At 66.3% G+C, this 23,798-nt stretch carries 18 protein-coding genes; 10 read left to right on the plus strand and 8 right to left on the minus strand.

The window, feature by feature from the left end; genetic code table 11:
- Positions 1-29: 29 nt before the first annotated feature.
- Positions 30-1,409 (minus strand): formimidoylglutamate deiminase, encoded by a 1,380-nt coding sequence (locus AC06E7_RS17330; protein WP_478065443.1) that lies wholly within the window; start codon positions 1,407-1,409, stop codon positions 30-32.
- Positions 1,410-1,472: 63 nt separating this feature from the next.
- On the opposite strand from AC06E7_RS17330, the gene hutI reads away from it, so the two are divergent.
- From hutI to AC06E7_RS17365, 7 genes are all read left to right on the plus strand, one after another.
- Positions 1,473-2,672 carry an imidazolonepropionase gene (gene hutI / locus AC06E7_RS17335; protein ID WP_478065444.1) on the plus strand — a complete coding sequence of 400 codons (1,200 nt, stop codon included), beginning with the start codon at positions 1,473-1,475 and terminating at the stop codon, positions 2,670-2,672.
- Between the two features lie 23 nt (positions 2,673-2,695).
- Entirely contained in the window at positions 2,696-4,237 is a 1,542-nt protein-coding gene (gene hutH, locus AC06E7_RS17340) for a histidine ammonia-lyase (protein WP_478065445.1), read from the plus strand.
- Entirely contained in the window at positions 4,234-5,082 is an 849-nt protein-coding gene (gene hutG, locus AC06E7_RS17345; RefSeq protein WP_478065446.1) for an N-formylglutamate deformylase, read from the plus strand. Before hutH ends, hutG begins: the two co-directional genes overlap by 4 nt.
- Complete coding sequence (gene hutU, locus AC06E7_RS17350; RefSeq protein WP_478065447.1) at positions 5,079-6,743, plus strand: urocanate hydratase; 1,665 nt, start codon at positions 5,079-5,081, stop codon at positions 6,741-6,743. The genes hutG and hutU overlap by 4 nt, the downstream gene beginning before the upstream one ends.
- Before the next feature lie 367 nt (positions 6,744-7,110).
- Complete coding sequence (locus AC06E7_RS17355) at positions 7,111-9,231, plus strand: TonB-dependent receptor family protein (RefSeq protein WP_478065448.1); 2,121 nt, start codon at positions 7,111-7,113, stop codon at positions 9,229-9,231.
- Positions 9,232-9,341: 110 nt separating this feature from the next.
- Positions 9,342-9,758: an EF-hand domain-containing protein gene (locus AC06E7_RS17360; RefSeq protein WP_217537542.1), complete on the plus strand. Its 417-nt coding sequence runs from the start codon at positions 9,342-9,344 to the stop codon at positions 9,756-9,758.
- Between the two features lie 29 nt (positions 9,759-9,787).
- Complete coding sequence (locus AC06E7_RS17365) at positions 9,788-10,465, plus strand: MarC family protein (protein ID WP_478065449.1); 678 nt, start codon at positions 9,788-9,790, stop codon at positions 10,463-10,465.
- Between the two features lie 91 nt (positions 10,466-10,556).
- On the opposite strand, the gene AC06E7_RS17370 is transcribed toward AC06E7_RS17365, so the two are convergent.
- From AC06E7_RS17370 to AC06E7_RS17380, 3 genes are read right to left on the minus strand one after another with little or no spacing between them, the layout of a single operon-like run.
- Positions 10,557-10,916, minus strand: a complete 360-nt coding sequence (locus AC06E7_RS17370) for a hypothetical protein (RefSeq protein ID WP_478065450.1) — start codon at positions 10,914-10,916, stop codon at positions 10,557-10,559.
- The gene (locus AC06E7_RS17375) at positions 10,913-11,641 is read right to left on the minus strand and encodes an SGNH/GDSL hydrolase family protein (protein ID WP_478065451.1); all 729 of its coding nucleotides are present in this window, start codon (positions 11,639-11,641) and stop codon (positions 10,913-10,915) included. Before AC06E7_RS17375 ends, AC06E7_RS17370 begins: the two co-directional genes overlap by 4 nt.
- Before the next feature lie 58 nt (positions 11,642-11,699).
- A complete protein-coding gene (locus AC06E7_RS17380; protein ID WP_478065452.1) occupies positions 11,700-14,060 on the minus strand; it encodes a GH92 family glycosyl hydrolase in 2,361 nt (786 codons plus the stop codon).
- 661 nt (positions 14,061-14,721) lie between these two features.
- Between AC06E7_RS17380 and AC06E7_RS17385 the strand changes: the two genes are divergently transcribed.
- The gene (locus AC06E7_RS17385; RefSeq protein ID WP_478065453.1) at positions 14,722-16,500 is read left to right on the plus strand and encodes a hypothetical protein; all 1,779 of its coding nucleotides are present in this window, start codon (positions 14,722-14,724) and stop codon (positions 16,498-16,500) included.
- A 123-nt stretch (positions 16,501-16,623) separates the two neighbouring features.
- Here the strand turns inward: AC06E7_RS17385 and AC06E7_RS17390 are convergent, their stop codons facing one another.
- The 4 genes from AC06E7_RS17390 to AC06E7_RS17405 form a co-directional block, all read right to left on the minus strand.
- The gene (locus AC06E7_RS17390; RefSeq protein ID WP_478065454.1) at positions 16,624-18,873 is read right to left on the minus strand and encodes a patatin-like phospholipase family protein; all 2,250 of its coding nucleotides are present in this window, start codon (positions 18,871-18,873) and stop codon (positions 16,624-16,626) included.
- Between the two features lie 127 nt (positions 18,874-19,000).
- Positions 19,001-21,457, minus strand: a complete 2,457-nt coding sequence (locus tag AC06E7_RS17395) for a S9 family peptidase (protein ID WP_478065455.1) — start codon at positions 21,455-21,457, stop codon at positions 19,001-19,003.
- A 137-nt stretch (positions 21,458-21,594) separates the two neighbouring features.
- On the minus strand, positions 21,595-22,017 hold the full coding sequence (locus tag AC06E7_RS17400; protein ID WP_143584188.1) for a DUF4279 domain-containing protein: 423 nt from the start codon (positions 22,015-22,017) through the stop codon (positions 21,595-21,597).
- An 11-nt stretch (positions 22,018-22,028) separates the two neighbouring features.
- Positions 22,029-22,409 (minus strand): hypothetical protein, encoded by a 381-nt coding sequence (locus AC06E7_RS17405; RefSeq protein ID WP_478065456.1) that lies wholly within the window; start codon positions 22,407-22,409, stop codon positions 22,029-22,031.
- Positions 22,410-22,504: 95 nt separating this feature from the next.
- On the opposite strand from AC06E7_RS17405, the gene AC06E7_RS17410 reads away from it, so the two are divergent.
- Together AC06E7_RS17410 and AC06E7_RS17415 are read left to right on the plus strand one after the other, a co-directional pair.
- Positions 22,505-23,281 (plus strand): HipA family kinase, encoded by a 777-nt coding sequence (locus tag AC06E7_RS17410; protein WP_478065457.1) that lies wholly within the window; start codon positions 22,505-22,507, stop codon positions 23,279-23,281.
- Positions 23,259-23,648, plus strand: coding sequence for a DUF3037 domain-containing protein (locus tag AC06E7_RS17415; RefSeq protein WP_478065458.1), 390 nt, complete (start codon positions 23,259-23,261; stop codon positions 23,646-23,648). The genes AC06E7_RS17410 and AC06E7_RS17415 overlap by 23 nt, the downstream gene beginning before the upstream one ends.
- Positions 23,649-23,798: the final 150 nt, after the last annotated feature.

Below are 23,798 nucleotides of genomic sequence, written 5' to 3' on the forward strand. Positions count from 1 at the left end.
GGAATCCTGGTGGGGGGTGGCGGCCACGTTCAGTGCGCGGCAAGCACGCCGCGAAGGGCGTGGGCAAAGCGCGCCGCTACGGCGTCGCGCTGCAGGTGGCGGCCTTGCCGTACCAGCTCGCGCCCCCCGCGCCAGACCGATCGGACGGCGCCATTACGGGCGGCGAACACCCAGCTGTCAAGCCAGGCATCGCCATCGCGCGCGATCAGCGCCGGGTGCTGCGGGTCCAGTTCCACCACGTCGGCCGGCGCACCGGGCTGCAGGCCAGTGGTGACGCCCAAGGCCTGCGCTGCGCCCTGCAGCGACTGTTCAAACAGCCAGCGCCCGCTGGAAACGCCTTCCTGCGGTGCGAGCACGTTGCGCCCACGCAGCTGCAGGCGCTGCCCGTATTCGAGCAGGCGCAGCTCTTCGGCCGCATCGATCAGCACGTTGGAATCCGAGCCCACCCCGAACCGGCCGCCGCCCCGCGCGAAGGCCTGCATCGGGAACAGCCCATCGCCCAGGTTGGCCTCGGTGATCGGGCACAGCCCGACCACGGCACGGCTGTCCAGCATGCGCCGCACTTCGTCGGTATCGACGTGGGTGGCATGCACCAGGCACCAGCGTTCATCGACGGCGGCATGTTCGTACAGCCAGCGCACCGGGCGCAGCCCGCTCCAGGCCACGCAGGCATCGACCTCGCGGGTCTGTTCGGCGATATGGATGTGCACCGGGCCGCGGTTGAGCGGCAGCAGCGCCGCCAGCTCCTCGCCGGTGACCGCGCGCAGGCTGTGCGGCGCGATGCCCAGCACCGCATCGTCCTGCCCGCGCAGCGCATGGCGGCAGCCGTCGAGCAGCGCGGCGAACCCGTCCACGTCATGCAGCAGCCGGCGCTGGGCCGGGTTCGGCGCTGCGCCACCGAAATCGGCGTGCGCGTAGAACACCGGCAGCAGGGTCAGGCCGATGCCACTGCCCTGCGCTGCCGAGGCGATGCGCGCGGCCATCTCGGCGCGGTCGGCATACGGCGTGCCGTCCGGGGCATGGTGCAGGTAGTGGAACTCGCCCACGCGGGTGAAGCCGGATTCGAGCATCTCCACGTAGGCCTGTTCGGCAATGGCCTGCACCGCATCGGGCTGCAGGTGGGCCAGGAACCGGTACATCAGTTCGCGCCAGCTCCAGAAGCTGTCGCCGCTGCGCCCGCCGATTTCAGTCAGCCCGGCCATGCCGCGCTGGAAGGCGTGGCTGTGCAGGTTGCCCAGCCCGGGCAGCGCGATCGCCAGCGCCGTGTCGCCAGGCTGCGCGGGCACGCCCGGGGTGACCGACTGCAGGGTGCCGCCGGCGCAGACGATGCGCACATCGCGCGCCCACCCCTGCGGCAGCAGGGCATGGTCGGCGTGGAAAGCGAGGACGGAAGCGGGGTTGGCTGGCATCACTGGACATCCCGGAAGTGGCGCCTATATTGTATAGACATATAAGCCGCCGTGGTTGCTGCCATGTACTGTGACACCCTCTGGACCAACGCCCACCTGATCACCGTCGACGGCCCCGGCCTGGGCGTGATCCGCGACGGGGTGATCGCCGCCCACGACGGCCGCATCGTGCACGTCGGCCCGGCCGGGTCCGAAGCGCACCTGCAGCCGGCCCGCCGCGTGGACTGCGGCGGGCGCTGGATCAGCCCGGGGCTGGTCGACTGCCACACCCACCTGGTGTACGCCGGCAATCGCGCCAATGAGTTCGAACAACGCCTGCAGGGGGTGAGCTATGCCGACATCGCCCGTGCCGGCGGCGGCATCGTCTCCACCGTGCGCGCCACCCGTGCCGCCAGCGAAGCGGAGCTGCTGGCGGCCAGCCTGCCGCGGCTGGATGCGATGCTGGCCGAAGGCCTCACCACGGTGGAAATCAAATCCGGCTACGGCCTCTCGCTTGACGATGAAACCAAGCAGCTGCGCGTGGCCCGCGAACTGTCGCGGCAGCGCGCGGTCGAGGTGGTGCCCACCTTCCTTGGTGCACACGCGGTGCCGCCGGGGCGGCAGGCGCAGGAGTACATCGATGAGGTGTGCAACGTGATGATTCCGGCGGTGGCCGCGCAGGACCTGGCCGAAGCGGTCGATGTGTTCTGCGAGAACATCGCCTTCAGCACCGCGCAGGCCGAGCAGGTGTTCGTGGCCGCGCAGGCGCATGGACTGGCGGTGAAGATCCACGCCGAACAGCTCAGCAACCAGCACGGCGCTGCGTTGGCCGCGCGGCATGGCGCGCTGTCGGCCGACCACATCGAACACCTCGATGAAGACGGCATTGCCGCGATGCGTGCTGCCGGCACCGTGGCGGTGCTGCTGCCGGGCGCGTTCTATTTCACCCGCGACACCACCCTGCCCCCGATCAACGCGCTGCGCGCGGCCGGCGTACCGCTGGCACTGGCCACCGACAGCAACCCCGGCACCTCGCCGCTGACCAGCCCGCTGCTGGCCATGAACATGGCCGCGACACTGTTCCGCATAACCGTGGACGAGTGCATTGCCGGCTTCACCCGTGAAGCGGCGCGTGCGCTGGGCCGGCAGGCGCGGATCGGCCGCCTGGCGGTCGGGCTGGACTGCAACCTGGCCGTGTGGGACATCGAGGCGCCTGCCGACCTTGTCTACCGCATCGGCTTCAACCCCCTGCACGCGCGCGTGATGCGCGGCGTATCCGTCTGAACATAGAGATGTCTGGAGATTCCATGAGTACGACCCTGACCCTGCAGCCCGGCGCGGTGACGCTGGCGCACTGGCGCGCGATCTTCGACGGTGCCCGCGTGCGCCTGGACCCCGCGTCGGCCGAGGCGGTGCGCCGCAGCGCGCAGACCGTGGCCGACATCGTGGCCAAGGGCGAGCCGGTGTACGGCATCAACACCGGCTTCGGCAAGCTGGCCAGCGTACGCATCGAACGCGACGACCTGGAAACCCTGCAGCGCAATATCGTGCTGTCGCACGCCGCCGGCGTCGGTGAGCCGATGCCCGCGCCGGTGGTGCGCCTGATGATGGCGCTGAAGCTGACCAGCCTGGCCCAGGGCGCCTCGGGCATCCGCCCGGAAACGCTCGCCTTGCTGGAAGCCTTCCTGCAGCACGACCTGGTGCCGGTGATTCCGTGCCAGGGCTCGGTGGGCGCCTCGGGCGACCTGGCGCCGTTGTCGCACCTGGCCAGCGTGATGATCGGCGTAGGCGAGGCCTTCGTCGGCAGCGAGCGCCTGCCGGCCGCCGATGCGTTGGCGCGCTTCGGCCTGGCGCCGCTGGTCCTGGGCGCCAAGGAAGGCCTGGCCCTGCTCAACGGCACCCAGTACTCCACCGCCTATGCGCTGGCCGGGCTGTTCGAGATCACCACCGTGTTCCAGGCCGCGCTGGTCACCGGTGCGCTGTCGGTGGAAGCGGCCAAGGGCTCGGACACCCCGTTCGATCCGCGCATCCACCAGATCCGCGGCCAGCGTGGCCAGATCGCCACCGCTGCGGCACTGCGCAGGTTGATGCAGGGCTCGGCGATCCGTGAATCGCATCGCGACAACGACGTGCGCGTGCAGGACCCGTACTGCCTTCGCTGCCAGCCGCAGGTGATGGGCGCGGCGTTTGATGTGATGCGCCAGGCCGCCACCACGCTGTCGATCGAGGCCAATGGCGTGTCCGACAATCCGCTGGTGTTCACCGATACCAACGAAGCGCTGTCCGGCGGCAACTTCCACGCCGAACCGGTGGCGTTCGCCGCCGACATGCTGGCGATGGCGGTGTGCGAGATCGGTTCGATCAGTGAACGCCGCACCGCGATGCTGGTCGACCCGGCGCTGTCGGGCCTGCCCGCGTTCCTCACCCCGAAGCCGGGCCTGAATTCCGGTTTCATGATTCCGCAGGTGACCGCCGCCGCGCTGGTTTCGGAAAACAAGCAGCGCGCCTACCCGGCCAGCGTGGATTCGATTCCCACCTCGGCCAACCAGGAAGACCACGTCTCGATGGCCGCGCATGGCGCACGCCGCCTGCTGCAGATGGCCGAGAACGCGGCCAACGTGGTAGGTATCGAGCTGCTGGCCGCCGCGCAGGGGTGCGACTTCCACGGTGGCCTGCGCTCCAGCGATGCGCTGGAAGCAGTACGCCAGCGCCTGCGTGCGCAGGTGCCGACCCTGCAGGACGACCGTTACTTCCACCCGGACATGCTGGCCGCCACCGCGCTGGTGCGCAGCGGCGCGCTGGCCGAAGGGCTGGCCGACATCCTGCCGCATGTGGAGCCGCTGACATGACCGCGCATCCGGAGTGGTTGCAGGTGCATGAAGGTGATGCGCCGCTGATCGTCAGCTTCCCGCACACCGGCACCGAGCTGCCCGATGCACTGGCCGGCGATTTCGTGTCGCCGTGGCTGGCCCGCCGCGATGCCGACTGGTGGGTGCATGAGCTATATGAGTTCGCGCAGCGCATGGGCGCCACCACGGTGCGTTCGGCGATCTCGCGTTCGGTGATCGACCTCAACCGCGACCCCAGCGGCGTCTCGCTGTATCCCGGGCAGAACACCACCGGGCTGTGCCCGCTGACCACCTTCGACAACCAGCCCCTGTACCACCCGGGCCGGGAGCCGGATGCCGACGCGATTGCCCAGCGCCGCGATACGTATTTTGCGCCCTATCACGCGGCGCTGGCCGCGCAGATCGCGCGCCTGCGCCAGCACCATGGCACCGTGGTGGTATACGACGCGCATTCGATCCGCTCGCACATCCCACACCTGTTTGATGGGGAGCTGCCGCAGTTCAACCTGGGCACTGCCGGCCCCTCCGGCGCGCCGGATACCTCCTGCGACAACGCGCTCAGCGACGTAGTCGAAAACCTGTGCCGGATCAGCGGCCTGCCGCATGTGCGCAACGGCCGCTTCAAGGGTGGCTGGATCACCCGCCATTACAGCGACATCGCAGGGGGCGTGCACAGCCTGCAGATGGAGCTGGCCTGCCGCGGCTACATGCACGAACCCGAACAGGTGGACGTGCACAGCTGGCCCACCCCGCTCGACCCCGACCACGCTGCGCCGCTGCGCCACACGCTGCAGCAGGTGCTCACCGCCTGCCTTGAATTCGCGAACTCCCGGAGTGCTGCATGAGCCGTCACGATTCCACCCGCACCATCATCGCCCCCACCGGCAGCACGCTGACCGCCAAGAGCTGGCTCACCGAAGCGCCGCTGCGCATGCTGATGAACAACCTGCACCCGGACGTGGCCGAGCGCCCGCAGGAACTGGTGGTGTACGGCGGCATCGGCCGCGCCGCGCGCGACTGGGAAAGCTACGACGCCATCATCGAGACCCTCACCCGTCTGGAAGACGACCAGACCCTGCTGGTGCAGTCGGGCAAGCCGGTGGGCGTGTTCCGCACCCATGCCGATGCACCGCGCGTGTTGATCGCCAATTCCAACCTGGTGCCGCGCTGGGCCAACTGGGACCACTTCAACGAGCTGGATAAGAAGGGCCTGGCCATGTACGGCCAGATGACCGCCGGCAGCTGGATCTACATCGGTGCGCAGGGCATCGTGCAGGGCACCTACGAAACCTTCGTGGAAATGGGCCGCCAGCACTACAACGGCAACCTGGCCGGCAAGTGGCTGTTCACCGGCGGCCTGGGCGGCATGGGCGGCGCGCAGCCGCTGGCCGCGGTGATGGCCGGCGCCTCGTGCCTGGCAGTGGAGTGCCGCAAGAGCAGCATCGAGATGCGCCTGCGCACCGGCTACCTGGATACCTGGACCGACAATCTGGACGAAGCGCTGCGCCTGATCGAGGAATCCTGCACGGCCCGGAAGCCGCTGTCGGTGGGCCTGCTCGGCAATGTCGCCGACGTGCTGGACGAACTGCTGGTGCGCGGGGTCAAGCCGGACCTGCTGACCGACCAGACCTCCGCGCATGACCCGGTCAACGGCTACCTGCCGCAGGACTGGACGGTGGAGCAATGGGACGAGCAGCGCGTGAGCGCGCCGAAGGTGGTCGAGAAAGCCGCGCGCGCGTCGATGGCCAACCACATCCAGGCCATGCTCGCCTTCCATGCGCTGGGCGTGCCGACCGTGGATTACGGCAACAACCTGCGCCAGATGGCGTTGGAAGAAGGCGTGGAAAACGCCTTCGATTTCCCCGGCTTCGTGCCCGCCTACATCCGCCCGCTGTTCTGCCGCGGCATCGGCCCGTTCCGCTGGGCCGCCCTGAGCGGCGACCCGGAGGACATCGCCAAAACCGATGCGAAGGTGAAGGAACTGATTCCGGACAACCCGCACCTGCACCGCTGGCTGGACATGGCCGCCGAGAAGATCAAGTTCCAGGGCCTGCCCGCGCGCATCTGCTGGGTCGGCCTGGGGGATCGTGATCGCCTGGGGCTGGCGTTCAACGAAATGGTCGCCAACGGCGAGCTGAAGGCACCGGTGGTGATCGGCCGCGACCACCTGGACAGCGGCAGCGTGGCCTCGCCGAACCGCGAAACCGAAGCCATGGCCGACGGCTCCGATGCGGTCTCGGACTGGCCGCTGCTCAACGCCCTGCTCAACACCGCCAGCGGCGCGACCTGGGTGTCACTGCACCATGGCGGCGGCGTGGGCATGGGCTTCTCGCAGCACGCCGGCATGGTGATCGTCTGCGACGGCACCGATGCCGCCGCCAAGCGCATCGCGCGCGTGCTGTGGAACGACCCAGCCACCGGCGTGATGCGGCATGCCGATGCGGGCTATGAGATCGCGATTGAATGCGCGAGGGAGAAGGGGTTGGATCTGCCTGGGATTCTTTGAACGCATGCCGCCCAGCTTGAGGTCAGCATGGCCGTGCCGGGAGCCCGGGAAACGTGTTTCTCACCCAGGCCGCACGCTCCGCACCTTGGTAGGGTCGCATCCCGATCGACTGCCGATAGCCACACCGTGCCCCGTGGCGGCTTTGCAATGATCGGGATCGCCTCTCCCGAAGCAGGGTGGTTGCAGGCGTCCATGCGTTAAAGGGATCGCCTGCCGTGCGTGCAGTCGTTTGGGAACCGACCCTACCCCCCCCGTTCCTTCGGTGGGTGACGGCGGCGGCGCAACCTGTTAACTTTCGCGACCTCGCGACGGTTTACAGGTGTCGTGCCTGGCCGCCGCCGCCCCATTTCGTACCGATTCCAGACGCATGCCCCCTCTCCTGTCGTTGCACCGCCCCATCCCGTCCACGCTGACCCTGGCCCTTTCGGGCGTACTGATTGCCACCGCCTCCGCCGCCCCGGCCGACAAGCCGACGACGCTTGAATCGGTCAACGTCACCGCCGCCGACACCACCGAACAGGCGCGTGCCGCGCTCAAGCGCGTGCCCGGTGCCGGCAATGTGATCGACCTGGCCCGCACCGATGGCCGCCTGGCCGGCACCGCCGATGTGCTGGCTTACCAGCCCGGCATCAGCGCGCAGTCGCCCGGCAACGAAGGGGCCAAGGTCTCCATTCGGGGCTCGGGCATCAACCGCGGCCCCGGCGCGCATGCCTCCGGCATCTCGGTCTCGCTGGATGGCCTGCCCCTCACCGGCCCGGGTGGCACCCCCTACGAGCTGCTGGAACCGTTGTGGCTCAGCCGCGCCGAGGTGCTGCGCGGGGCCAACGGGTTTGAAACCGGCGCGCTGGCGTTGGGGGGGGCGATCAACTACGTCAGCCGCAGCGGCCGTGATGTCACCGGCGTGGAACTGCAGTATGAAGCGGGCAGCCGTGGCTACCAGAAGCGCAGCGTGGGCTACGGCGGCGTGGCGGGCGACGTGGATTACTACCTGGCCTACACCGATACCGAATACGACGGTTACCAGCAGCACGCCGCCGGCGACGGCAAGGGTGCGATGGCGAACGTGGGCTGGCAGATCACCCCGCAGCTGGAAACGCGCTTCTTCGTGCGCTACCGCGAAACCAACCACCAGACGCCCGGGCGCCTCACCCGCGCGCAGATCCGCAACGATCCCCGCGCGGCCAACCCGGCCAACCTGGCCATTGATGCGCAGCGCCCGCAGCCAGGCAGCACGTGGCTGGGCAACATGACCACGCTGCAGATCGATGACGATTCCTCGCTGCAGGCCGGGCTGGTCTACCACCACTACCCGATGGATCTCAACGAGAGCCTGTACCGGCAGCAGCTGGATTACACCAACCTCAACGCCACGCTGGATTACCGGCGGCAGCACCTGCTGTTCGGGCGCGACAGCGTGACCACGCTCGGCCTGCGCGTCACCCACGACCTGGATGCGGACGTGCGCGAAACCCTGCGCTACCCCAGCAACGGCTACCCCGCCGGCACCCACACCCGCGATTTCTCCCACCACGGCACCAACAGCACGCTGCATGTGGGCAACGACCTGGCGCTGAGCGACACGCTGCGCCTGCAGACCGGCCTTGCGCTGATCAACACCCGCCACGATGTGCAGGTCACCTGGCCGAGCACGCCGGAACGGCTGTCGGGCAGCGACTGGGACTACGCGCCGCGACTGGGCTTCACCTGGCAGCAGACGCCCGCCACGCAGTGGTTTGGCAACCTGAGCCGCTCGGTGGAGCCGGCGCACCCGTGGTCGATGATCTGGGGCTCCAACCTGTATTTCGCCCCCGGCAACGGCGCGTCCAGCGGACGCCAGCGCGCACCGGTGGCGCTGGACAACCAGACCGCCACCACGCTGGAGCTCGGCGCGCGCGGCGACGGCGCACTCGGCCGCTGGGAGCTGGCCGGCTACTACGCGCGCGTGCTGCATGAACTACTGAGCGTGGAAGTCGTTCCGGTGCCGAACCTGTTCGTGGCCGAGAACAACGCCAGCCCGACCGTGCACCGTGGCATCGAGGCCGGGCTGGACAGCACCCTGTGGCAGGGCGCCGACGGTCGCCTCTCGCTGCGCCAGGCGTATACCTTCAGCGACTTCCGCTACCGCCACGATGCCCGCTTCGGCAGCAACCGCCTGCCGGGCCTGCCGCGCCACTACTACCAGGGCGAACTGCGCTTCGATCATCCGACCGGGTTCTACGCCGCGGTCAACACCGAGTACGCCTCGGCGATGTTCGTGGACTACGCCAACAGCTTCCGCGCCGACAGCCACCTGATCTTCGGCACGCGGGTGGGCTTCGATGCCCCGAACGGCCGCTGGCAGGCGTGGGCCGAACTGCGCAACATCGGCGACCGCCATTACGCCGCGACGGTGACTCCCGGCTATGACGACGCCGGCCGCGACGTGGCGCGCTCGACCCCCGGCGATGGTCGCGGTGTTTACGCGGGCGTGCGTTGGCGATTCGAATGAGGGTGCCCGGGTGCCAGTAGAAATACTGGCGCCCGGCGCATCTATTGCCGTAGCCGCACGCGTCGGTGCGGCAGACACTGGAACCTCCCTGGCCGCCCTGCGGAGTTCCCGTGAACCAGTCCATTCCCCTGCTTGCCTGTGCCCTGCTGCTCGGATTGGGCGCAGCCGCCACCTGCCAGGCGCAGACGCCAAGCGACACCGCCGAACAGCGTTTCACCGCTTTGGACAAGAACGGCGACGGCCAGGTCAGCGAGGACGAATACGATGGCGCGGCCCTGTTTCGCCTGCTCGATGTCGACCACAACTACCGGGTGTCGGTCGAGGACATCCAGTCCGTGCTCGGCCCGGACCGCGACGGCCAGCTCAGCGCGGCTGACCGCATCCGCGTGGCCGACCTCAACGACAACGGCGAGCTGACCGAAGACGAAGTCAGCCGCGTGACCGACATGCGTTTCCAGTCGCTGGACGCCAACCACGACAATAACCTGACCCTGACCGAACTGCGGGCTGGGTTCTGGCGGCCCTGAGCGGCCGGATAGTCGCGCGCCCTTCCCCCATGTGGAATGAATTCAGCCACACCTTCCTGGTTATCTTCACCAGCCTGCTGCCGGTCATCAATCCGCCGGGAGCGGCACTGATGGTGCTGGGCCTGCTGCCCGATGCCACGCCCGCCCAGCGCGGCCGGGTCGCTCGCGCGGTGGCGTTCAACAGCCTGGTGATGCTCGCTGTGTCGGTCAGCGTCGGGGCGTGGGTGTTGTCCTTCTTCGGCATCTCCATCCCGGTATTGCGCCTGGCCGGCGGGCTGGTGATTGCCGCCACCGGCTGGCGCCTGCTGCAGGCACCGGCGCAGGCGGAACGCAGCTCGGTGGCCGGCGCCGCCGAAGCGGAGGCGCGCCACGACCTGGATGCCACGGTGGAGTCGCAGACCTTCTATCCGTTCACCCTGCCGCTGACCGTGGGTCCCGGTGCGATCGCGGTTGCGACGGCCGTAGGCACCACCTCGCCCAAAGACGGGCCGGAATCGGTGCATGTCGTCGCGGCAGGCTGCGCGCTGCTGGCGTTGAGCGTGCTGATCTACCTGTGCATGCGCTACGCCGGGCGGCTGCAATCCTTGCTGGGGCCTACGGGCATGCAGGTGATGCTGCGCCTGTTGGCGTTCGTGATCCTGTGCATCGGTGTCGAGATCGGCTGGATGGGACTGTCCGAGCTGCTGGGGCTGCCAGTGGCGCACTGATCGGCTGGGCTTGACCCAGGTCAGGTCGCCCCGCGGTGCCGGAGCGGCTGCACCACCTGGTGCAGGCCCAGTCTCGATGCCGCCGTTGAACTCAGACCAGCGAACCCAGCATGAAGTAAGGCAGGTACATCGCAAACAGTATGCCCACCGAGCCCAGCAGGCCTGCGCCAAGGCCCAGCAGCCCGGCCAGAATGCGGCCGGCGATGGGCGGGCCGAAGTGCCAGCACGCCCCCACCAGCGCCGGCGCCAGCCAGGCCAGCAGATAACCCTGGCTGTAAACGCGGCTGATCCACGGCAGTGCCTGGCCGGCGCTGCCGAACATCTCCACGAACTGCGGCAGAAGCAGTGCCCCGAACAGGGTCACCACGAAGGCCATGACCGTACTGGCGGTCAACCCCACCCACGGCAGGATGCCGGCACTGCGCTGCAGGAGCGGATGGGCGAGGTTCACCTGCGCGGTTCCAGCGCGCGCTCGACCGCCGCCTGCGCCAACGGCGCCATCCGCGCATACCCCTCCGCAGTGGGATGCACGCCGTCGGCCGCGAGGGCCGGATCCAGGCCGCCCTTCGCGTTGGCAAGCGCCGCGTAGTAGTCGAGCCAGACCAGCTTCCGCTCACGTGCGTAGGCGTGCAGCGCCGCATTCAACGCCTTGACCTTGCCCGCAGGTTGCACGCCTGGCTGCCACGGGTATTCGCTGACCGGCAGCACCGAGGACAAGACCACGGCGATGCCGTGCGCGCGGGCCAGGTCAACCATCGCGTGCAGGTTGTCCTCGATCATCCCCTGCGTGCTCGGGCCGGTGTTGCCGGCGATGTCATTGGTTCCGGCCAGAATCACCACCACCGCCGGATGAAGCGCGATCACATCCTGCTGGAAACGCAGCAGCATCTGCGCGGTGGTCTGCCCGGAAATGCCACGGTTGAGGTAGCCCTTGCCCGGGAAGAAGCCCGGGCTGCCGGTGGCGCCCCACCCTTCAGTGATCGAATCGCCATAGAACACCACGCGCGGTGCACCGCCGACCGGCGCCGGCAGCGCGGCGTTTTCCGCGCGATAGCGCTGCAGTTGCGGCCAGTCGGCAAGGCGCTGCTGCATGAAGCGGACCTCATCCGGTGTCACCTGCGCCACCGGCTTGAGCAACAGCGGGTTGGTGGCCGGGGTTTCAGCAGCAGCGACCATGAGAGGGGCCAAGGTGATGGCAGCCAAGAGCACTGCCGTGCCTGTCCGTGCGTGCATGTCAGTTCGGCCCATACGACGGTGGCAGGGTGGCGGTGCCCCACTGCGTGTTCTTCGCCCTGCCCAGTTCAAACTCCAGCGTGCCGCCCTTCTGCACCACGCTGGCCGGCAGCCAGCTGGCCTCGCTGGGCTTGCCGTCCACGCGCAGCGACTGCACGTACGGTGCGTCCATCGCCGCGCCATTGGCCGTGATGGTCAACGTGGCGCCGGGGCGCTGGATGACCGCTTCGCGGAACAGCGGGCTGCCGATCACCAGGTCGGCACGGCCCGGGTACAGCGGGTACAGGCCCAGCGCCGACCACACGTACCACGACGACATCTGGCCCAGATCATCGTTGCCGGGCATGCCTTCGGGCGCATTGGTCCAGATCTGGCGCATGGCTTGGCGCACGGTTTCCTGTGTTTTCCACGGCTGGCCGACGAAGTTGTACAGCCACGGTGCCGCCACCGAGGGTTCGTTGTCCAGCTCGGCATGCAACGGGCCGGACTTGGTCACCGCCCATGCGCCATCTTCCTTGCGGAAGAACGCATCCAGGCGCTGGATGGCCGCGTCGCGGCCGCCAAGCGTGGCGATCAGCCCCGCCGGGTCGAACGGCACCATCCACAGGTACTGCGCGCCGCTGCCTTCGACGAACTCCTCATCCGAGGCCGGATCGAACACCGGCCAGCTGCCATCGGCATTGCGCGGCTGGATGTAGCCGGCCTGCGCCGTCGCCTTGGGGTTGTACAGGTTGCGCCACCAGCCGGAGCGCTGGCGGAACAGCGCCGCGCCCTGTTTGTCGCCTGCGGCGTTGGCAAGTTCGGCAAGGCCGAAATCAGCGGCCGCCATTTCCAGTGTGTCCGAGGCGGTGCCCCAGCCCGGCGCGCCTACCGGCATGTACTTCAGCGCCATCCACTGGTCCAGGCCCGGCCGTTGGCCGACGCACAGCACCGGGCAGCCGCGCCGGCTGAGGTCGCGTTCGGTCGGCACCGTGGCCGCCTGCTTGAGCGAGGCGTAGGCGCGTTTCAGATCGAAGTTGCGGCCACCGAACGCGTGGATCGCAGCGACCGACGGCGGCGACGGATCGCCGTTCATCACACCGGTGGCACCGGTCAGGTGCGTCCAGCGGTCCCACACGCCGCCGTTCTGGTCGGCCTGGTTGAGCAGGGACTGCGCGATGTCCGAACCGACCTGCGGCTGCAGCAGCGTGACCAGCTGCAGCTGCGAGCGGTACACGTCCCAGCCCGAGTAGTTGGCGTACTGCGCACGCTGGCCTTTCGACAGCGCGTGCACCTTGCCGTCCATGCCGCGGTAGCGGCCATCGCCGTCACTGAACAGGTTGGGCGCGAGCAGCGTGTGGTACAGCGCGGTGTAGAACACGGTGCGTTCGTCGGCGGTGCCACCGGCCACGCGCACCTGGCCCAGCGTCTTGTTCCATTCGGCGCGGGTTGCGGCCTGGGTCGCTTCGACCGTGGTGCCAACCGGGCTTTCGCGGCGCAGGTTGGCGCGTGCACCGGCCTCGTCCACGTAGGAAATGCCGATGCGTGCGGTCACCTTCGGGCTGCGCTTGGGGTCGAACTGGATCCAGCCGCCTGCGCCCTTGCCTACCGGCGGGTGACCCTGGGTGCCGTAGGTGGTGCCGCCACCGCCTTCGCGCGCGCCGGCCTGCACGGTCTCGTCGCGCCAGGTGCCGCCGACCTCGAAGGGCTGGTCGAACTCGGCCACGAAATGCAGGGTGTAATAACTTTCGCGGCGATCCTCGGCGAGGTAGCCGCAGAAGTTGCCGGCGGTGACCGTGCCGCGTACGGTGCGCGTGGCCGGATCGATCACGATGCTCGAATCGGTACTCCCCACTTCACTGTCGGAGGTGCGGAACAGCAGGTTGGCCGGCTTGTCGGCCGGGAACTGGAACTGCCCCACCGCCGTGCGCGCAGTGGCGCCCAGGTCCACCACCACGCCGTTGTCGAGCGTGAGCCGGTACGCGCCGGGACTGGCCGACTCGCGCTTGTGGTCCAGCACGCTGGCGTAGCGCAGCCCGGCTTCGGCCGACGACGGCGACAGTTCCACCTTGGTGGTGACCGGCATGATCGGGACATCGCCGCTGGCCCCGGTGCAGCCGGTACCGGATACATGGGTCAGGCTGAAGCCGCGCACGCCGTTGCCGCGCCACTCGTAGCCACCGGGCGCCGCAATGGCGAAGCGCTTGCCCGGCAGCGGGGTCATCTCGGGGCTGAAGGCCACCATGCCGAACGGCACCGACGGACCCGGATACACATTGCCGGCGTTGGTGGTGCCGATGAAGGGATTGACCTCGGCGGCGAGGTCGGCGGCCTGCAGGGCGCAGGGCGCGGCGGTCAGGACAAGCGAAACGGCAACCAGCATCGAACGGTGCAAGACGAACTCCCAGAGCGGAAAGGACGGGCCATCAACGTAGCGCCACGCCCCGCGTGGCTGGATCGATTGTATCGATCTAAATCCGAGGCGCAATCAGACCAATGGCACAGGTGAATCGGCGCAATCAACGCCGGCTACAACCCGCACAAAGCCGGCCGAAGGCTTGAGCTAATTGGTCTAAGATCAATCGAATGATCCCAATTCCGTAACGCCAGAAATCATCCAGCGTGCGCAGCACCGTGCCGAAGATGAGATAGCACCGGCAGTGCCCGGGGGCATGAAGGCAGCCGCCGACCACTTGGCAAAGGAGGGTCAGGGCAGAAACGAAGAGGCTTATGGCATTTGTATTCCGAACACTCAACTAGCCCCAGCCTGGGATGCCTTGCCTGCGATGCCTCGCACGTAAAGCGGCAAGGATCGTCGTAACGACGCGGAGCCAGAGGGTAAGGTCTTCCCATCAGGAATGACGCTCCGAAACTGGCGGGCTGCGAAGCCAAAATCCATGGGAATTTGGGGTTGCCACATCCCGCACCCCAAGATTCTTCGCTCTAAGGAGCCTTCTATTGACAGTATGTGAATACCGAGCTCCAATCGGGTCGCACCGTTCCTACTTCGCTCAGCACTTCACTCCAACCAAGGAAGATTGTATATGGAGTCCGATTTCGCACTATCGAGAAATGCACAGTTCTTTTCCACGGAAAACGAGCTTACCGACGAGAACGTTCTGGGCATTCTGGACGCGGCTACCCAAGGATCGAAGTCTGCCAACTCCATAGTAAACGACCAATTTCGAATCGAAGGTCCAAACGGCAGCTATCGCTATTCGTCCAGAATTTTCTCTAGAACGACGAGGCCGTATTTCCATCAATCACCTGAACTTGAGGACCTGCAGTTTGGCTTCATTGTCCTGATTGAAGCTGGAGGACACTTGGCGGTACTGCGTTTGCGCTGCGAGGACACACACGATCATCTGGAAGGCGTGCACACGCTCCTTGGTTTAGATCAACTGAAACACGTCTTCGATGAGGACTCATCTGAGTTCCAGAAGTTGAACGTAAGAAACATGACCATCGCTGAAAGAGCCTTGCGAGCAAGGTCTTATGAAGCATTAAATCTCAAAGGACTTCTGTCGCTCCACGCCGCAGGCAGATCCATACCGTCGTACGTTCGCATTAGAGACTCCGGAGTAACAAAGTCGATCACTTTGAACTCTGGAAGAGTGACTGAGTCAACCAATCGGGAGTCGATCGAGAACATTGCTTCGTGGGCGCTAACTGTAATCGACCACATTAAGAATGGGAAAGGTGGTGGCGGGTTTTTGGACAATTTTGCCAAGATCGTTGACCTGGACGACACACTTAAGATAACCAAGCCTCGCTCAATCCTTATCGAAACCTCGACGCTCAAGGACAAGCTCGAAGAGAATTCAATAAAGATAAGGATGCAGTTGCGCAACGGGCGCGAACTTCGATTCACCAACCGAAATTTTAGTCGGATCCTTGAGCTTCTCGACACGGTCTACGAGTTCGACGACGACCGCAAGGTGGTCGGACACGAAGGTAGTGCATGGCTAAAATCGCCAGCAGTCGGGAAGCAACAGAAGACCCTAACCTTTCATTCACGGACCTTGCAGAGAATATTTATTGATGACGGCGGCCCAAAGCAAAAGACCCTGCAGTCCTACATCATTCAGAATGGACTGTTCTCCATCTGCTTCGATGATCCGAAGTACATGTACTTTGCCGGGAAGTGCTTCTTCGATTCATCGGGCACTACAGAAATAGACAATCTGCTTAAAATCCTCGCCCCGATTCAAGAGCTGACGGCCGCCACGTGCGAGAAAGGGTCAGAAGTAGAAGGAGCGCTTTCCGGCCATACGTCATTCCCAGGAAATTCGGTCTTTGGGATAGTAGAGATTTTACACGCAGACGATGACTTTATATTTTGCGACGATCTAGGGATAGAATGGGCCGACCACATTACGCTCAACCTGAAAGCTGGAACAATAAATTTCATTCACTCCAAGCACAAGAAACCCACAACTTCCGCCAGCGCCCTGCAAGACGTCATAGGCCAAGCGATGAAGAACCTTGGAAACATGCACTTTGATATTGAATCCTTCAAACAAAAGCACACAAGCAAACTTCGCAACAAGATATACCCAAAGAGCAAAATTGAGCGCGTGCGTAAGAAGACGGGGCAACTACCCTCATTCTTAGAGAAGCTACTTGGCAATTACGGACTGCAGCGAAATGTAATTTTGGCGTGCTCGTTTATATCTCAAAAGGGCACTATCGATGCGCTAAACAAGCTTAAGAAAGGACTCAAGAGCCCCGGTCACGTGGTCCAGCTGTATTGGATTCTCTCATCATTTGTTCATGCGTGCCGAGACGCAGGAGTGGTGCCAAAAATATACTGCCGGCCCTAACCTACGCTCAGCTTCAAGCATGCTTTCCAGCCAGTGGAGCCGCCGAAGCTGGACCCACTCTTTAGTCTTTACACAGCAAAATGACTCGCCCATGCCGTTCTTACGCACATGCAACGTCATCTTTCAGAAGCCATCCAGCGTGCGTAGCAACGAACCGAAGGTGAGATAGAACGAGTCGTGCCCGCCTTGGGCGCGGCCGTAGCCGAGGAACACCGGCCCAAGGAACGTATCGGCCCCGACGAACACGCTGCCGGCACTCTGCATGCCGTCGATGTTCACCTCATCACGCGTGCGCCAGAACCCGCCCCATTCCAGGCTGCCGCCGATGTACAGCGGAATGGTCAGCAACGAGTCGGCATGGGCCACGCGGCGGTAGTACACCATGCGCGCCAGCGCGGTCTGCGGGGCGAAGATCGCCTCTTCCGGGTACCCCGACAGGTTGCCCAGGCCGCCCAGGAAGCCGTAGGTGGCCAGCAGGTCGTCGCCACCGTGGGCGGATGAAATGCGCAGTCCACCGAGCCAGCGACTTTCGCCCCGCGCCCAGGCGCCATCCCACTGCAGACGAGTAACGGCGGCGGGATCATCCGTGCCCAGCGCGTCCAGGTAGTGCTGGCGGGTCAGCGACAGGCGCTGGCCGCGGCTGGGGAAGGCCGAACTGTCGATGGAATCGTGGCGCAGCTGCCAGCCGATGCTGCCCATGTCGGCGCGGTAGTTGCCCAGCTCGCTGGGATTGCCCACATCCAGCCGGGTGCGCTCCTGCCCGCGCTCGAGGAAGCTGGCCAGTTCCCAGTCCGGATGCGGCGACCAGGCCCAGCGCAGGCCACCCAGCCATTGGCTGTAGCGGTACTGCGCCAGCGAACCGCGCTGCAGCAGCGCCAGGTCCAGGTCGGTGGCGCGGTAGCGTGCATAGGTCGAGAGCGCGTGCCGGCCGCTGCTGCCAAACGGGTGGTAGTACTCGGCGAAGGCTTCTTCCACCTCGCCCAGCCCGATGCGCAGTTTCAGTTCGGCGCCCTGGTCGGTCAGGCCGGTGCGGGTGAACTCGCTGATCAGCTGGTAATTGCTGCTGCCATCGAAGTCATCGGACAGGCGCAACGCGAAATGCAGGAAATCCGGGCCCCAGCGTTTGTCCTGCGGGGCGATGACCAGGCCGAACTGGTCGTCGCGCTGGTCCAGCCGCCATTGCACCTGCTCGTAGCGGCCTTCGCCATAGGTCAACGCAACCTGGCGTTCGATCCGTTCCGGTTGCAGCGGCTGGCCCAGCTGCGGCTGCAGGCGCTGTTCGATGAAGCGCGGGGTGCGCGTGTCCTCGCGCAGCACGTCGATGAACGCGACGATCGGCGTTTCATAAGCCGGCGGCCGATGCTGCTGTTGGAAGATCGCGTACTGCGCCGGATCGACCTGGTAGCGCTGGATGCCCGCCACCTCGGCTTGTGCGGCCTGCTCGCCCACGGCCACCGCCGCCGGCGAGTGGTTGAAGTCCTGGCTGCCCATGTCGCCCAGCGGCGGCGTGATCAGCAGGTCCTGCGTACCCAGCGTGGCCAGCTGCGCATCGACCACCCGCTTCATCAGCACGCCGGCCATCTGGTGGCTGATCGCCAACGGCGAATTCAGGCGTTCTTCGCTCATCAACGGCGTGCCCACCCGCACCACGATCAGGCGCTGCGCGCCGAGCCGGCGCGCTTCGTCGATCGGCAGGTTGTCGACCACGCCGCCATCGACCAGCAGGTGGTCCTGGTAACGCACCGGTGCGAACACACCGGGGACCGACATGCTGGCGCGGATCGCCAGCGCCATGTCGCCCTGGCCGAACACCACCTTGTCGCCGGTGACGATATCGGTGGCCACCGCCCGGAACGGGATGGGCAGCTGGTCGAAATCGCGCACCTGCCAGGTCGGCAGCAGCAGCCGCCGCAACAGCATTTCCAGTTTCTGGCCCTGGATCAGGCCGCGCGGGAATGCGATCTTGCCGTTGCTCAGGCCGACTTCGACCCCGCCGAGCAGGCGCAGGTCGTCTTCCTTGCGGCGCATGCTGCGTTCGTTGCGCGGTGGTTTGTCACGCAGTACGTCGGCCCAGTCGATGCGGTCGAGCACGGTTTCGATTTCATCGGCCGAGTATCCGGAGGCATACAGCCCGCCCACCACCGCGCCCATCGAGGTGCCGACGATGCAGTCCACCGGCACCCGCTCGCGCTCCAGCACCTTGAGCACGCCGATATGCGCCGCGCCACGCGCGCCGCCACCGCCGAGCACCAGGCAGGTGCGCGGGCGGTCGGGGTGCGTGCCGGCGTGCGTATCCGTCGCTGCCTGCTGCGCCCCGGCTGCCAGCGGCAGCAGGAGCGCAGCAAGGACTGCCCACCGACGGAGGAGGCGCACCTTCCTGTGCGACGGACGGGGGTCACCCTGCATGTCAGCTCCTGGCGTCGTATTCTGGCCGATGCCCGCACTGTGCCTGTGCCACCCGCGCGCGTCCAGATCGACGGGCAGCACGCAGGGCGTGGCGCTACTTGGCGTTTTTGACGTAGGTGTCGAACCAGTTGAGCATTTCCGACACCAGCTGCTCGTTGGATTCCAGCGCCGTGTACCAGTGCGGTTCGTTGGGCAGCATCACCAGCCGGGTGATGCCGCCGTTGCCGCGGATCGCCTGATACAGCTTGCGCGACTGGAACGGCTCGGTACCCGGATTGGCGTCGTCCTCGCCGTGGACCAGCAGCAGCGGCAGCTTGATCTTGTCGGCATAGAAGAACGGCGAGGCCTTCAGGTACACATCCTGCGCCTGCCACACCGAACGCCGTTCGTTCTGGAAACCGAACGGGGTGAAGGTCTTGTTGTACGAACCGCTGGTGGCCACGCCGGCTTTGAACAGGTCGGTGTGCGCGATCAGGTTGGCGGTCATCAGCCCGCCATGGCTGTGCCCGGTGACGCCGATCCGGTTACGGTCCACCACGCCCAGGTCCACTGCCTTGTCGACCGCGGCCTTGGCATCGGCTTCGAGCTGCTCCAGGTAGGTGTCGTAGGCATTCTTCGGATCACCGACGATCGGGAACGCGGCGTTGTCGATGATCGCGTAGCCGGCCAGCAGCATCAGCCGGTACGGCGCCAGGCGGGTGAAGGTCTGCTGCGAACCGGAGACCTGCCCGGCCTGCGCCGCGTTGGCGAAGTCGGCCGGGTATGCGTAAAGGATGGCCGGCACGCGCTGGCCTTCCTGGTAGCCCGGCGGGGTGTACAGGGTGAACGACAGGTCCACCCCGTCGGCGCGCTTGTAGGTGACCAGGCGCTTCTTGATCTGGCGCACTTCCGGGGTCGGGTCGCTGAGCGTGGTCAGCGCGGTGGCAGTGGAGGTGTACTGCGCCTCGCCGTCTTCAGCGCTGGCAGCGCGTTCGCCCTGCTGGCGCACGAACGCATTCGGCGGGTCCATCACCGACTGGTGCCAGGTCAGGTAGCGGCCCGGGGTGGCGGTCAGCCCCAACACCTGCTCATAGGCGTCGGCGCCACTGCGGAACAGGCGCTCGGTCTTGAGCGTACCCAGGTCCAACCGGTCCAGGAACGGACGGTCGCCCTGCGGCGAACTGCCCTGCCCGCGCAGGAACACGAAGCTGCCGTCCTGGCGCACCACCGGCGCGCCGTTGGGCAGGCGCTTGAACACCAGGTTGCCCGGGTCGGCGTAGAGCTCGTCGCTGGACAGGTCCCAGAGCAGCCGGCCTTCCTGCCTGGGCTGGTCGACATCGACGATGCGGGTCTGCCGCCAATGACGGTTCTCATCATTTTCGAACAGGAACGACACCGCCGGGTCCGCGCTCCAGGCAATGCCTTCGAAGCGCTGCGCGGTCCGCGCGATTTCCTGCGGTTTGGCGGAGAACGGTGCCTTCAGCGCCAGCACGCGGTCGCGGTGCGGCACGGTCACTTTCCAGTCGCCCTTGTCCAGCGCTTCGGCATAGACCAGCGTGGCCGGATCGGTGGAGCGCCAGTCGAAATCGCGCGGGCCTTCGGGCACGCCGTGCACCGGCACCCGGTCGGCCAGCGGCAGGCTGGCGATGGGCGTGCTGCGGCCCGAGCCCAGGTCGAGCACCGCAACGTCATTGGCGAAACGCTGGTAGGTCACCGCGTGCGAGAACGGCGCCTTGAGCGTTTCGGTGAGCACATGCACGCCATCGGGGGCGGCATTGACCTCGTTGTACAGCGCCGGGGCGCCGATGGCGCGCACGCTGCCGGCGCTGGCGTCCACCACGGCCAGCTGCGAGGCACCGTAGTAGGCGAACAACGCTTCGTCATGCGCGCTGGTCAGGGTGTCGCGGGCTTCGTAGGTGCTGCTCTCGCCACTGCTGCCCAGCGATTCCTGCACGTCCGGGCCACCGGGGCCGTTGCCGCTGCTCGGGGCCGGGCCCTGGTTGGCCGGCACGGTCTTGACCAGCAGCTGCTGGCCACCGCCCAGCCACTGCACGGTGTAACCGAAAATGGGATTGAGCTGCACGCCCGGGATCTGCTTGACCTGGCCGGTCTGTGCATCACCTACCCACAGCTGCACCGAGGTGTCTACTGCGTTCTGGAACGCGAAGTGGCTGCCATCGGCCGACCACTGCGCCACGCCGGCACAGCCCTGCGGCAACGCGACCTTGGTGGTGCGGGCGGTGCCGACATCCACCAGCGAGAAATCGGCGACACACGCCGGAATGCCGTAGCCGCCCTGGGTATCGTGGCGGCTGCGGTTCTTCGGTTCCAGCCGTACGCCGGCCAGCTTGAGATACGGCTGGGCAACCCGCTCGATCGACGGATAGGTCTGCAGCGTGGTCAGCAGCAGCCGCTGCCCGCTCGGGTCCAGGCTGGGCTGCGGCGGTGGCGGCGCCTTGAGCACCTTGAGCAGCTGCTCCGGCGGTTTGGCGTAATCGGCGAAGGCCGGTGCGGCAAGGCTGAGCGCGGCCACGGCAATGGCCGTGGCAAGGCAGGTACGACGGATGAGCATCCAGATCCCCTTGAAGGTGTGGGTCCCGGCGGCGCACATGTCGCCGGCATGCCCACGAATCTAGCACCGGGTCATCGCGCCGGAATGGGCCGAAAGCACTGGGTGCATTGCCGGCCTTCCACTTCGGATGCCGTCAATCAGGCGCCCTGGTAGACGTCGTGTACAAGCGAAATGCCCAACGCTGCCATTCGGCCGAGCAACCGGGGCGGCAGCTCGATGGCGAAGTTCCGGTTGCTGTGCGAACTGAACCAGATGCGGATGGTGCCCTGTTCCGCAATCTCCAACAGGAACTCAGCGTGTGGCTCAAGCCAGCCCAGCTGTTGCTCCAGTGCGTCCTCGAAGCCCTCTTCGGTGGACTCCCGCCAACCCTCGTAGAAGGGGTTGCAGGTCCAGTACGATTCCGGCCGCGTGCCCTGCAGCAACGTCCCCTTCGGCGTGCGGCGCAGCTCCCCCGCCTTCCAGGACCTGTGTGCAGGTTTGCCAAGTATCCGGCTGATCTGCTCAGGATCAATGGAGGGGTGAGTGATCCGGAGGCTCAGAACGTAGGTATACCTCTGCATGACTGTCTCTGTCACTGCGGCCCGAATTCCAGCGAGCGCGCGTTCGTGGAGGCGTTCTTCAGCAGGTTGCCCTGGAACGAGAACACCACCTCCTGGGTCATGGGGTGGGTGGCGGTACCGCCCCTGGCCTTCGGGTCGTCGGCGTGGCATTCGCTGGTCACCGGCTGGCGTGCGGTTTCCTGACAGCTCAGGATCAGCCCGTTGCGCGCAGCGAATGCGTCCACTTCGCTACGCACGGTGCCGGACGGGAGCTCCTGCTCCAGCCGTTCCTGCCAGAACGCCTCGCGTTGATTCAGGTTGCTGCCGCCGGATACTTCACCCATCTGCCCGGTGCCCCACAGCATCAGGGCGCCGACGACGGCCAGCGCCAGATATGCCCATCCCTTGCCCATATGCTGTTCCTTCGAGTGTGTTGCCGGTCCGTCTCATCCGGGCCGACGCCGCGCCACGGTAAGATGGCGCTGCTCACTCCGTCAATGGATGCCCCTTGCGTACCGTCCACGCGCTCCGCTACATCACCCCGCTCCGCGAGGGCGGCTCGCTGCCCGCCGTGGTCGAGACCGACGACGACGGCATGGTCGTGCTGAAGTTCCGGGGCGCCGGCCAGGGGCCGAAGGCGCTGATTGCCGAGCTGGTAGCCGGCGAGCTGGCACGCACGCTGGGCCTGCCGATTCCGGAGATCGTATTCGTCGAGCTTGACCGCGAGTTCGCGCGCACCGAGCCCGATCCGGAAATCCAGGACCTGATCCGCGCCAGCGAAGGCCTCAACCTGGGCAGCGATTACCTGCCCGGCGCGATCAACTACGACGTGGCGGCGATGCCGGTGGATGCCGACCTCGCCTCGCGGATCGTGTGGTTCGACGCCTTCACCAGCAATGTCGACCGCACCGCACGCAACCCGAACCTGATGGTGTGGCACCGCAAGCTGTACCTGATCGACCACGGTGCAGCGATGTACTTCCACCACGATTGGGCCACGGCGGGCGATGCCTGCGTGAAGCCGTTCCTGCTGATCCGCGACCATGTGCTGCTGTCGTTCGCCACGAACATCGCCGAGGTGGATGGTGAGCTGGCGGCGCGGCTGCCGGATGCGGAGATTGAACGCATCGTCGCGCTGGTGCCGGACAGCTGGCTGGTGGACGAACCCGCGTTCGACAGCCCGGCGGCCTACCGCCAGGCGTACGTCGATTATCTGAAGTGTCGGCTGCAGACACGTGCCGCTTTTGTACAGGAGGCCGTCCGTGCCCACGCTGCACACGTATGACTATGCGGTGATCCGCGTGGTACCGCGGGTGGAACGCGAAGAGTTCATCAACGTCGGGGTGATCGTGTCCTGCCCGGGGGCGAAGCATCTGCAGGCGGCGATTGAGATTGACTCGGTGCGGATGCAGGCGTTCGCACCGTCGCTGGACCTGGAGGCGCTGCAGCCCTGGCTGGATGCGATCGTGGCGATCTGTCGGGGTGATGCTGCTGCGGGCCCGATCGCGCAGCTTCCAGCGCGCGCGCGGTTCCATTTCCTCACCGCCAAACGCAGTTCGGTGGTGCAGATGTCGAGCACGCACGTGGGGCGGACAGCGGATCCGCAGGGCGTGGTGGAGCATCTGATGCGCAGGATGGTGCGGGTGGTGTGATGGTCGCGTGCGCCGCCGGATCCATCATGGGTTGGGGGCGACTGTTGGTCGGCTGCTTCTGCTTTTGCGGTAGAGCCGACTGTTAGTCGGCTGCTTTTGCCCCTGCGGTAGAGCCGACTGTTAGTCGGCTGCTTTTGCTTTTGGAGGTTG

This window comes from Stenotrophomonas sp. Steno-Z4 (assembly GCF_056393145.1).